Origin of the sequence: Chitinophaga agri (genome assembly GCF_010093065.1) — a bacterium.
GTDB classification, from domain to species: Bacteria; Bacteroidota; Bacteroidia; order Chitinophagales; family Chitinophagaceae; genus Chitinophaga; species Chitinophaga agri.
Genome location: NZ_CP048113.1, coordinates 7,530,859 through 7,544,339 on the forward strand (window position 1 = coordinate 7,530,859; position 13,481 = coordinate 7,544,339).

The 13,481-nt window shown below is 45.7% G+C and carries 4 protein-coding genes; all 4 read left to right on the forward strand.

Annotation, left to right across the window (positions count from 1 at the left end):
• Positions 1-23 precede the first annotated feature (23 nt).
• The 4 genes from GWR21_RS29745 to GWR21_RS29760 all read left to right on the forward strand — a co-directional run bounded on the left by GWR21_RS29745 (position 24) and on the right by GWR21_RS29760 (position 13,480).
• A complete protein-coding gene (locus GWR21_RS29745) occupies positions 24-572 on the forward strand; it encodes a DUF3347 domain-containing protein (RefSeq protein ID WP_162335323.1) in 549 nt (182 codons plus the stop codon).
• Positions 573-736: 164 nt separating this feature from the next.
• Positions 737-1,228, forward strand: coding sequence for a hypothetical protein (locus tag GWR21_RS29750; protein WP_162335324.1), 492 nt, complete (start codon positions 737-739; stop codon positions 1,226-1,228).
• 5 nt (positions 1,229-1,233) lie between these two features.
• A complete protein-coding gene (locus GWR21_RS29755; RefSeq protein ID WP_162335325.1) occupies positions 1,234-2,052 on the forward strand; it encodes an SOS response-associated peptidase in 819 nt (272 codons plus the stop codon).
• A gap of 577 nt (positions 2,053-2,629) precedes the next feature.
• On the forward strand, positions 2,630-13,480 hold the full coding sequence (locus GWR21_RS29760; protein ID WP_162335326.1) for an Ig-like domain-containing protein: 10,851 nt from the start codon (positions 2,630-2,632) through the stop codon (positions 13,478-13,480).
• Position 13,481 lies beyond the last annotated feature (1 nt).

The following is a 13,481-nucleotide window of genomic DNA, read 5'->3' on the forward strand; positions in this document are numbered from 1 at the left end:
GATCTATAACAACACACAAATCAATGAAACAATTCATGAAAGTTGCCGTATTACCGGCAGTAGCAGCCTTTTTTATCACCGCTTGCGGCAGTACAGGCAGCAGCAGGGAAACACCTACAGAAGATACTACTGTTGCACTACCTCCAGCGTCTGTATCCGCAACCGGCATAAAGCTGAAAGATGATAAACTGAATGCCGTTTATCAGCAATATACACAGTTGACCTCCGCGCTGGTGAAAGGGGATGTGAAGGAAGCCCGTTTAGCCGGCAATGCGATAGCAGCAGGTGCAGCAGATATGAAAGATGGCGCAGGGCTGACGGCAAGCGCGGCGAAGATTGCTGCTACCGCAGATGTCGAAGGACAGCGGACCGTTTTTTCCCAGTTGAGCAATGACCTGATCTCGCTGGTAAAACAGTCGGGTGTCCAGTCAGGAGAGCTGTATGTGGATTTTTGTCCGATGGCGATGGAAGATAAAGGCGCATTTTGGCTGAGTAGCAGCAAGGCTATACAGAACCCTTACTTTGGCGATGCGATGATGACCTGTGGCGAGGTGAAGGAAACGATCCGGTAGCACTGGGCATTGGGAAGCAGGAGTTAGGAATGATGTTACAATAGTCTTCCACCCTGGCAGGGAGCGTTCCTGGCTATTAGTCAGGAACGCTCTTTATTTTATGGTAGGATCGCATGATGAAAAATTCCTTATTCCTGATTTCTAATTTACTTTTGCATCGCAAAATGAGCCGTCTATTTACATATAATCCTTTCGAACCACTGACGCCCGCATTTATCGATATACTCACAGCTCGGGCTCATCACTATCTGGTCGTACAGCAGTTCCGGTATCCGGGTATTGCGGAGAATAAGGGATTTATGGCCACCGCCTATCCAGCAGCAGAACAGGCGCATGATCATTTCCTGCAACTCCGGCCAGGCGAAGGAAAGGTATTACAGTTACACCAGGGAGGTGACAGGGAAAAGCTACTGTCACTGATGGTGGAAGGATCGTCCTACCGTTTCTTTTATAGTACGACTCCTGATGCGGATGCCTGTAGAAAGTTATCGCAGACCTACAAACAGAAAGTAAATACATACATACGGAGTCAGTTGCATATAAAGAATGACGGTGGATATGATGTGACATTAAAAGTAGTTGCGGGCAGGTTTATGGCCATCATCACTTCCGGACAACAACGAAAGGAAGTATTGTTTTATGATATAATCAGATAGTAAAGATGTGCAGAAGTATCTCCATGCATTGTGAAATAGCGCTTACGACTGATGTTTTTCCTGAAATGGAAAACAGGAAGCAGGTGATGTTTGATGAAGTAGCGCGAACATATATTGACGCTACGCAGTTTCCGCTGACAGATGTTATTGCCCGTCAGCAGGACCGTATCATATTGTCTGAAATGTCGTGGGGCGTTATGCCCCTGTTTGAAAAGGACAGGGATAAGATCGTTGCCCGCAGGATGGATATGGTCAATGCAAGAGCGGAAAGAGTGCTGGATGAAAACGCCTACTGGTTTAAGGCTGGACTGGTGAGGCAGCCGGTGCTGGTGCCTGTGACCAATATTTTTGAGTACAGGCATATCCATGGATGGAGTAACAAAGTGCCCTATGCTATTCGTACAAATCAGCAGCCCGCATTACATCCGTTCTATATTCCGGGTATGTACCAGTTACATCAGGAGTTCGATGCAAAAGGACAACTAACAGAAGTGGGTAGCTTTACGATCATCACTACGGCGGCAAATGAAGTGATGCGTCAGATCCATAACGGAGGCAATAATCCGCATCGTATGCCGTTATTCCTGCCGCTGGACATGGCGAAGCAATGGATATCTCCGAAACGAACGAAAGGCGATGTAAAGGAGATACTGAACTACAGTATGCCTGCAGAAGAGTTAAGTTACCATACGGTGTTTACACTGAACGGAAAGAAGAGTCGTCCTGATGGTCAGCCGAAAGATGCTTACTGGGAATGGCCTAATCTGCCTGCATTAGGAAATGATTACCCGAAGGGAAGTGCGAGTCAGACGTCGTTGTTCTGACCTGATAAATTATCTATATAATACTACTTGTTTTAGTATAGCCCGCAGCTGACAACATGCTGTATAATATCCTTGAGCCGTTCACTCCTGCCTCTAATGATGCGTTTACGGTAGACATAATTGTGCAGGGATACCTGCATAATTCGCATTATTGCCCGACATGCCTGTTTTATCGCGCCTGTCATCTATCATTTTCATTATGAATAACCTACACTCTTTTACAGACCTGTACACTGCTGAATGTACTGCAACTGGCCTGTCTGCTCTCTGAATTTTTTTTTTCGCTGACAATTGGTTGTATATCAGTTCGCAAATATGTAAGCGGCGAATCTGTCTTAGGATACGTATACAAAGATTAATCTTATTTATATATTTTTATATATTTGCGGCTGATGGGACTGGTAAACATTTTCACAACATTAGGAAAGATTATCGGAATTGAATACCTGGATATGGAAAGAGTTTGATCTTCGCGTTTATCGCCCCAGTTTTGCCTCTGGCTGTGTAATGAGGAATTGTACCGTCCCCTGTACCATATGAATAACGGCAGTCTAAAGGACAGCCTATAGCTATATCTATGAAAACACGTATCGTAAACGTCTTATCAAGCCTGGTCTTGGTACTTTGTTCATTGGTCACGTTTGGCCAGATGCCCTCAAGTCCCTGTAACCCCAGTGGTGGAAAGAAAGGGGATATATTGGGTATTGAAACCAAATACAGGGCACCAGGTGGAACTGCTCCGGTGTTCACGATTCCGGCAGGTACCAGGTCAATAACGGTCTACATATCTTCCGAGACAGGACTGAACACGATTGCCGACAATCCGCAGGGTGATGAAGACTTCATTACTATCAACGCGATTATCGACTTGTCAGCCAATACTTCTTCCGGTTATGTAAACTATGCGAAGAACACATTTGTTGACGGATCGGGTACTAACCTGTATGGCTGGCAGAAAGCACCACTGAACGCTTTTATTCCCAATGCAAGTAAGATAGGAGATGCTACTCCCAACCTGAACAACGTAAACTTTACGGTGGCAGGAAATACATTAACGATCACCGAAGCTGTGACGGACATCCATTCTTCTTATTACGTGGAATATGTGTCTCCTTACAATAACTCCATCAATCCGATGGACCCTCAGGTAAGAGCGTTACTGCATGGTACAGGTGTAGCCAATACAGACCTGGTAGTACCAATTCCCGCAGGCGCCAGCATTATCAGTATATCAGGTAAAGGAACCAACTCAAGTGCCGCAGATCTCAATACGTCTGCCGGTACAGAAGAAGGGTATTCCAATCTTCGTGTAACCGTAGACCTGGATGCTGGCCTGACCGATGGTATGATCACACTGGCGAACGGTGGTGCTGACGACAGAAGATCTACTTATGTTATCAATAACCTGTCCAGTGCATCTACTGCCAACTTCCTTTCAGCTGCCGGTATTGCCGGTGACTATGCATCCAAACGTACCAGTAATGGCGCGGTGGGGGTGTATAATCCGCAGATCTATGTGAGTGGGACGAACCTGATCATCAGACGTGATGCCAGCTACGCCAGAGACTTTGATGACGCCTATGTTATAGAGTTTTACCATAGAGTAGGACAGGGGATGAGTGCAGAGTTTATTAATTCTGATATTCAGCCCATCCCTAAAGGGGTGAGTTCTATGACTGGTGTAAGCCGGACATTTAATATTCCGCCCGGAACGAATGCGATCTATTTCAATGAAACAGGTAATGCGTGTAACACAGACAGAGAGGCGAATGAAAACTCCATTGCCGCTTATGCATATATTGATCTGACCACAGAGACCGCCGCTGGTTATTTTTATCAGCAGGTAGGTCTGGATGGCGCCAACAGACGTGATGATAACTATGCATTTAAAGGCGTTCCCCTTAATAATACCAGCACACGTTCCCACGCAGGCACAGTAGGTTTTAAGGGACCTAACAATTATGATATCGTTTTTTCATTGTCGGCCGATAAAACACAGCTGACTGTTACCAATATGACCGGACTGGCAAATCCTGATTATCAGTTTTTGCTGTCAATGGACTATTATGGTGCCAGACCGGATGTCGCATTTGACGCGTCCAGTGTAGCACTGACGAAAGGACCTTCCTGTAAAGTGGTGACCGCCACCTTTAACGTATGTAACCCGGGTGCGGGTAATAGTAGTGGCGGGATGCCGGTATCCTTCTATCATGGAGATCCGACGACAGATCCTGCGGCTGTATTATTATATACAGGTGCATTTCCGGAAGACCTGCTGGAAGGAGAATGTAAGGTGTTCTCTTTTGATATCAACATGAACAGCTTCATCGACCTGAACATCGATATGACCATTGTCCTGAACGACAACGGCAGTTTTGTTCCTGGTGGCGTAGGTACCGCTGTTGGTACACCCTTTACGTTAAGTTCACTTGCTACGCAGAGTACAGTCTATAAAGAGTGTAACTATGATAATAACCTCATCACAAGAACACTGAATGTAAATAACTGTCCCGTTCCTAACCTTGACCCTGATCTCAGCTCAGGTGCAGCAGGTAACTATAACTATCTGAACTATTTCAATGCAGGGAGTGCAACCGGTGCAAAGATCAATGATGCAGATCTCAGTATCCTCGATCCGGGAGGTACCACACTGGCGCGTGCAACTGTTACACTGACCAATATCCTCGATGGTGCTGCTGAAGCGATTTTTGTGAATGGCACATTGCCGGCGGGTATTACAGCTACAGGTAGCGGTACAGGTACGATTATATTAAATGGTGTAGCATCCCAGGCGGACTATGTAACTGCGTTGGGTATGATCGAATACCGCAATAGTAATCCGTCTCCTAATACGACCAACCGTACTATCACAACGGTATTGTACGATGGACTGGAGACTGGTCCGGCGTCAACGACGACTATTGTTATACTGACTGATCCGCGTATCAATGTAGTAGGTAATGCGACTGCCATTGCAGATAACAGCACAACTGTCAATACGCTGGATGGTACAGATTTCGGTATCACTATCTCCACTACCGTTCAACATACCTTCACGATCGGTAACGTTGGTACCGGTGTTATTAATCTGACAGCTACTCCGGCTATCAGCTTTGTATCCGGCGATCCGGGATTTACTATCGTTACACAGCCAGGATCTACTTCACTGCTGGTCGGGCAGACGACCAACTTTGTCATAAGGTTTGATCCGGCAGCACATCCGGTAGGTGTGTACACAGCCGTAGTGCGTATCGTGAATAACGAAACCGATACGGACAGAGCCGATTACACATTTACGGTGTCAGCCACCGTGAATGGTTTACCAGTGATCACTGATAACACAGTAAATGGTAATGAAGATAATACACTTACTTTCACTGCCGCTGATTTCACCAGTCATTACAGTGATCCTGATGGTGCTCCGCTGAACAGTATAAGAATTACGAGTCTGCCGCTGAACGGTAGTTTCAGGCTGAATGGTGTAGTGATCAGCGTCGGACAGGATATACCAGTTGCCCAGTTGGGTAACATTACATTCGTTCCTACCGCTAACTGGAATGGTACAACAGGTTTCGACTGGAGAGCATATGATGGTACTTCTTATTCAACGGCGACTGCCCGTGTTACTATTAATATTCAGCCAGTAAATGATGGCCCTCAGATCGTTACCCCTACAAGCATTGCGGTGACGGAAGATATATCGGCCTCCCTGAAAGATATCTCTTTCTCAGATATAGATGCAGGCACAGGTAGTGTGACAGTGACATTCTCCGTACCGAATGGTACATTGAATGCGGTGAGTGGTGCCGGCGTGGTTGTAAGCGGTACGCCTGCTGCACTGATATTGACGGGTAGTATTCCGGATATCAATGCATTCCTGTTGGCGAATAACGTGACTTATTCGTCTACGCAGAATCCGCCTACTACTGTATTGTTAACGGTGAATATCTCTGACAATGGCAATACAGGTTCAGGTGGCGCTTTGCAGGCTACAGCGACAGTGCCGTTAGGTATTACGGCGGTAAATGATGCACCGGTAGCGGTAGATGACAGCATCACTGTAACAGAAGATATTCCGTTCACAGGTAATGTATTGACAAATGATACAGATGTAGAAGGAAATACGCTAACTGCCTCAATGGTAACATTGCCGGTAAACGGTACGGTTGTATTGAACACAAATGGAAGTTTCACTTATACACCGAACGCTAACTTCAACGGTCTGGATAGCCTCGTGTATAGCATATGTGACAATGGCACACCAAGCCTTTGTGATACAGCAGTGGTAAGAATTATGGTTACTCCTGTCAATGATGCGCCGATAGCGGTTACTGACAGTATCACTTTAAATGAAGATGTACCATTCAATGGTAATGTATTAACGAACGACAGCGATCCGGAAGGAGACGCCTTAACCGCTTCCCTGGTTACTGCACCAGTAAACGGTACAGTGGCGCTGAATCCTGACGGTAGCTTTACTTATACGCCTAACGCTGACTACAATGGACTGGATAGTTTAGTGTATAGCGTATGTGATAATGGCACACCAAGCCTTTGCGATACAGCGGTAGTAATATTTACTATTACGCCAGTAAATGATGCACCGACAGCGGTTACTGATAGTGTCACTTTAAATGAGGATGTACCATTCACTGGTAATGTACTGACTAATGATAGCGATCCGGAAGGAGATGCCTTAACTGCTTCCCTGGTCACTGCACCAGTAAACGGTACAGTGGCGCTGAATCCTGATGGTAGCTTTACTTATACACCTAACGCTGACTACAATGGATTAGATAGTTTAGTGTATAGTGTATGTGATAATGGTACACCGAGCCTTTGCGATACAGCGGTAGTAATATTTACTATTACGCCAGTCAATGATGCACCGACAGCGGTTACTGATAGTGTCACTTTAAATGAAGATGTACCGTTCACTGGTAATGTACTGACTAATGATAGCGATCCGGAAGGAGATGCCTTAACCGCTTCCCTGGTCACCGCACCAGTAAACGGTACAGTGGCGCTGAATCCTGACGGTAGCTTTACTTATACGCCTAACGCTGACTACAATGGTCTTGATAGCCTTGTCTACCAAGTATGTGATAATGGCACACCAAGCCTTTGCGATACAGCGGTAGTAATATTTACTATTACGCCAGTAAATGATGCACCGACAGCGGTTACTGATAGTGTCACTTTAAATGAAGATGTACCGTTCACTGGTAATGTACTGACTAATGATAGCGATCCGGAAGGAGATGCCTTAACCGCTTCCCTGGTCACTGCGCCAGTAAATGGTACAGTAGCGCTGAATCCTGATGGTAGCTTTACTTATACGCCTAACGCTAACTTCAATGGATTAGATAGTTTAGTGTATAGCGTATGTGACAATGGTACACCTAGCCTTTGCGATACAGCGGTAGTAATATTTACTATTACGCCAGTAAATGATGCACCGATAGCGGTTACTGACAGTATTACTTTAAATGAAGATGTACCGTTCACTGGTAATGTATTAACGAACGACAGCGATCCGGAGGGTGATGCCTTAACCGCTTCCCTGGTCACTGCACCAGTAAACGGTACAGTGGCGCTGAATCCTGACGGTAGCTTTACTTATACGCCTAACGCTGACTACAATGGTCTTGATAGCCTTGTCTACCAAGTATGTGATAATGGCACACCAAGCCTTTGCGATACAGCGGTAGTAATATTTACGATCACGCCTGTCAATGATGCACCGACAGCGGTTACTGATAGTGTCACTTTAAATGAAGATGTACCGTTCACTGGTAATGTACTGACTAATGATAGCGATCCGGAAGGAGATGCCTTAACCGCTTCCCTGGTCACTGCGCCAGTAAATGGTACAGTAGCGCTGAATCCTGATGGTAGCTTTACTTATACGCCTAACGCTAATTATAATGGATTAGATAGTTTAGTGTATAGCGTATGTGACAATGGTACACCTAGCCTTTGCGATACAGCGGTAGTAATATTTACTATTACGCCTGTCAATGATGCACCGATAGCGGTTACTGACAGTATCACTTTAAATGAAGATGTACCGTTCACTGGTAATGTATTAACGAACGACAGCGATCCGGAAGGAGACGCCTTAACCGCTTCCCTGGTCACTGCACCAGTAAACGGTACAGTGGCGCTGAATCCTGACGGTAGCTTTACTTATACGCCTAACGCTGACTACAATGGTCTTGATAGCCTTGTCTACCAAGTATGTGATAATGGTACACCAAGCCTTTGCGATACAGCAGTAGTAATATTCACTATTACTCCTGTCAATGATGCGCCAATAGCGGTTACTGACAGTATCACTTTAAATGAGGATGTACCGTTCAGTGGTAATGTATTAACTAATGATAGCGATCCGGAAGGAGATGCCTTAACTGCTTCCCTGGTTACTGCGCCAGTAAACGGTACGGTAGCCCTGAATCCTGATGGTAGCTTTACTTATACGCCTAACGCTGACTACAATGGTCTTGATAGCCTTGTCTACCAAGTATGTGATAATGGCACACCAAGCCTTTGCGATACAGCGGTAGTAATATTTACTATTACGCCTGTCAATGATGCACCGATAGCGGTTACTGATAGTATCACTTTAAATGAAGATGTACCATTCACTGGTAATGTATTAACGAACGACAGCGATCCGGAGGGTGATGCCTTAACCGCTTCCCTGGTCACTGCACCAGTAAATGGAACAGTGGCGCTGAATCCTGACGGTAGCTTTACTTATACGCCTAACGCTGACTACAATGGACTGGATAGCCTCGTTTATCAGGTGTGTGACAATGGTACACCAAGCCTTTGTGATACAGCAGTAGTAATATTTACTATTACGCCAGTAAATGATGCACCGACAGCGGTTACTGATAGTGTCACTTTAAATGAAGATGTACCGTTCACTGGTAATGTACTGACTAATGATAGCGATCCGGAAGGAGATGCCTTAACTGCTTCCCTGGTTACTGCGCCAGTAAACGGTACGGTAGCCCTGAATCCTGATGGTAGCTTTACTTATACGCCTAACGCTAACTTCAATGGATTAGATAGTTTAGTGTATAGCGTATGTGATAATGGTACACCAGGCCTTTGCGATACAGCAGTAGTAATATTTACTATTACTCCTTTGAATGATGCGCCAATAGCGGTTACTGACAGTATCACTTTAAATGAAGATGTACCGTTCACTGGTAATGTATTAACGAACGACAGCGATCCGGAAGGAGACGCCTTAACCGCTTCCCTGGTCACTGCATCAGTAAACGGTACGGTAGCCCTGAATCCTGACGGTAGCTTTACTTATACGCCTAACGCTGACTACAATGGTCTTGATAGCCTTGTCTACCAAGTATGTGATAATGGTACACCAAGCCTTTGCGATACAGCGGTAGTAATATTTACGATCACGCCTGTCAATGATGCACCAATAGCAGTAACTGACAGTATCACTTTAAATGAAGATGTACCATTCACTGGTAATGTATTAACGAATGACAGCGATCCGGAAGGAGATGCCTTAACTGCTTCCCTGGTCACCGCACCAGTAAATGGAACAGTGGCGCTGAATCCTGACGGTAGCTTTACTTATACGCCTAACGCTGACTACAATGGACTGGATAGCCTCGTTTATCAGGTGTGTGACAATGGTACACCAAGCCTTTGTGATACAGCGGTAGTAATATTTACTATTACGCCTGTCAATGATGCGCCAATAGCGGTTACTGACAGTATCACTTTAAATGAGGATGTACCGTTCAGTGGTAATGTATTAACTAATGACAGCGATCCGGAAGGAGATGCCTTAACCGCTTCCCTGGTCACCGCACCAGTAAACGGTACAGTGGCGCTGAATCCTGATGGTAGCTTTACTTATACGCCTAACGCTGACTACAATGGATTAGATAGTTTAGTGTATAGCGTATGTGACAATGGTACACCGAGCCTTTGTGATAGCGCGGTAGTAATATTTACTATTACGCCTGTCAATGACGCGCCAATAGCGGTTACTGACAGTATTACTTTAAATGAAGATGTACCATTCACTGGTAATGTATTAACTAATGATAACGATCCTGAAGGTGATGCCTTAACCGCTTCCCTGGTCACTGCGCCAGTAAATGGAACAGTGGCGCTGAATCCTGACGGTAGCTTTACTTATACGCCTAACGCTAACTTCAATGGCTTAGATAGTTTAGTGTATAGCGTATGTGATAATGGTACACCGAGCCTTTGTGATAGCGCGGTAGTAATATTTACTATTACGCCTGTCAATGATGCGCCAATAGCGGTTACTGACAGTATCACTTTAAATGAAGATGTACCATTCACTGGTAATGTATTAACTAATGATAGCGATTCGGAAGGAGATGCCTTAACCGCTTCCCTGGTCACCGCACCAGTAAACGGTACAGTGGCGCTGAATCCTGATGGTAGCTTTACTTATACGCCTAACGCTGACTACAATGGATTAGATAGTTTAGTGTATAGCGTATGTGACAATGGTACACCGAGCCTATGTGATAGCGCGGTAGTAATATTTACTATTACGCCTGTCAATGACGCGCCAATAGCGGTTACTGACAGTATTACTTTAAATGAAGATGTACCATTCACTGGTAATGTATTAACTAATGATAACGATCCTGAAGGTGATGCCTTAACCGCTTCTCTGGTCACTGCGCCAGTAAATGGAACAGTGGCGCTGAATCCTGATGGTAGCTTTACTTATACGCCTAACGCTGACTACAATGGCTCAGATAGTTTAGTGTATAGCATATGTGACAATGGTACACCGAGCCTTTGTGATACAGCAGTAGTAATATTTGCTATTACTACTGTAAATGATGCGCCAATAGCGGTTACTGACAGTATCACTTTAAATGAAGATGTACCATTCACTGGTAATGTATTAACTAATGATAGCGATCCGGAGGGTGATGCCTTAACTGCTTCCCTGGTCACTGCACCAGTAAACGGTACAGTGGCGCTGAATCCTGATGGTAGCTTTACTTATACGCCTAACGCTGACTACAATGGACTTGATAGCCTTGTCTACCAAGTATGTGATAATGGCACACCAAGCCTTTGCGATACAGCGGTAGTAATATTTACTATTACGCCAGTCAATGACGCGCCAATAGCGGTTACTGACAGTATCACTTTAAACGAAGATGTACCATTCACTGGTAATGTATTAACGAACGACAGCGATCCGGAAGGTGATGCTTTAACTGCTTCCCTGGTCACTGCACCAGTAAATGGTACAGTAGCGCTGAATCCTGACGGTAGCTTTACTTATACGCCAAACGCTAACTTCAATGGATTAGATAGTTTAGTGTATAGCGTATGTGACAATGGTACACCAGGCCTTTGTGATACAGCAGTAGTGATCATCACTGTTACACCAGTTAACAATGCGCCAACCGGAACCGGTGATACGCGCACTACTCCGGAGGATACCCCTGTAAATGGCGCTGTAACCGGTGCTGATGCAGATGGTGATCTACTCACCTATACACTGGGTACAGCCCCTGTTAACGGTGGGGCGATCGTGAATGCTGACGGTACCTATACTTACACACCATCACCTGATTATAACGGTGTAGATAGTTTCACAGTAGTGATCAGCGATGGTAACGGTGGTACTGTCACTGTAAATGTCAACATCACTGTAACACCGGTGAATGACGCACCGACTGGTACCGGTGATACCCGTACCACTACAATAAACACGCCTGTAACCGGTGTTGTAACCGGCACTGATGTAGACGGTGATGTGCTGACCTATACACTCGGCACCGCTCCTGCGAATGGAAGTGCTGTCGTGAACACGGACGGTACTTATACCTACACGCCCGATCCTGGCTTCAGCGGTGCTGACAGCTTCACCATTGTGATCAGTGATGGTAATGGTGGCTCCGTAACGGTCACAGTAAGTATCACGGTGATTGCCGTAAACAATGCGCCAACTGGTATTGGCGATGCACGTACGACACCGGAAGATACGCCGGTAACAGGTGTTGTAACCGGTACCGATGCAGACGGTGATGCACTGACCTATACATTGGGCACTGCACCTGTCAATGGTGGTGCTATCGTAAATGCAGACGGTACTTACATTTATACACCTGCGCTGAACTACAATGGGGCTGACAGCTTCACGATTCTGATCAGTGATGGCAAAGGCGGCACTGCTACTGTCACTGTTTATATCACCGTTACGCCTGTGAATGACGCACCAACGGGTACCGGCGATACCAGAACAACACTGGTGAATACTCCTGTATCCGGCATGGTAACCGGTACGGATGTAGATGGCGACGTACTGACCTATACACTGGGTACGGCTCCGGTAAATGGTACCGTTGTCGTAAACACAGATGGTACCTATACCTACACGCCTGGTAACAACTTTACCGGTGCTGATAGCTTTACAATAGTGATCAGCGATGGTAACGGTGGTGCGGTGATCGTGACAGTGAATATCACGGTGATCACGATCGTACAGTCTCCTGCTGTCGGACTGGTGAAGATCGGTACCATCAACGGTAATACGATCACCTACATATTCAATGTTACCAATACGGGTAATATCCCGCTGCATACCATAGCCGTCTCCGATCCTAAACTGGGTACAACGAAACACTATACCGGTGTATTACTGCCTGGTGCTTCTGTTACGCTGACTGCTGTATACAACATCACCCAGCAGGATAGAGAAAACGGTACAGTTGTCAATACTGCTACTGTTACGGCTATCACTGCCAACAATGGCACAGTGACCGACGTATCGGGTACAATGCTGAATAACGATACGCCTACAGAAACAACAGTGCCTGGTCTGCCGGAAGCCAATGACGACGAAGCAGAAACACAGACCAGTACGCCTGTCATCATCCCGATACTGGACAATGACGATCCGAAGCAATCAACCTTCTCTTTAGGTACACTGCAGATCGTTACGATACCTAAACACGGTCAGGTAACGGTGAATGAAGATGGCACGGTAAGGTATGTGCCTGACAATAACTATGCTGGTGAGGATGACTTCAGCTACCGGATCAGCGATATAAATGGCAACACGACTAACGTAGCGGTAGTGAAGATCACGGTTAAACAGTCGGACATCCGTATCGCTCCGATGTTCACACCGAATGGGGATGGTAAGAATGATGTCTTCGAAATCCGTGGTCTTAATAAATATGTAGAAAACGAACTGATCATTGTTAACCGCTGGGGGAACGAGGTGTTCCGTCAGAGAAACTACCAGAACACCTGGAATGGTCAGGGCTTAAATGATGGTACCTACTACTACCTGCTGCGCGTGAGAAAAGCAAACAGTGAAGGTTGGGAAGTATTGAAAGGATTCACTACGATCATTCGCAAAATCAAAGATTAAT

Excerpts from the sequence above, each read along its gene's own strand:
- GWR21_RS29760 (WP_162335326.1), top strand. The coding sequence starts at position 2,630 with ATGAAAACACGTATCGTAAACGTCTTATCAAGCCTGGTCTTGGTACTT.
- GWR21_RS29745 (WP_162335323.1), top strand. The coding sequence starts at position 24 with ATGAAACAATTCATGAAAGTTGCCGTATTACCGGCAGTAGCAGCCTTT.
- GWR21_RS29750 (WP_162335324.1), top strand. The coding sequence starts at position 737 with ATGAGCCGTCTATTTACATATAATCCTTTCGAACCACTGACGCCCGCA.
- GWR21_RS29755 (WP_162335325.1), top strand. The coding sequence starts at position 1,234 with ATGTGCAGAAGTATCTCCATGCATTGTGAAATAGCGCTTACGACTGAT.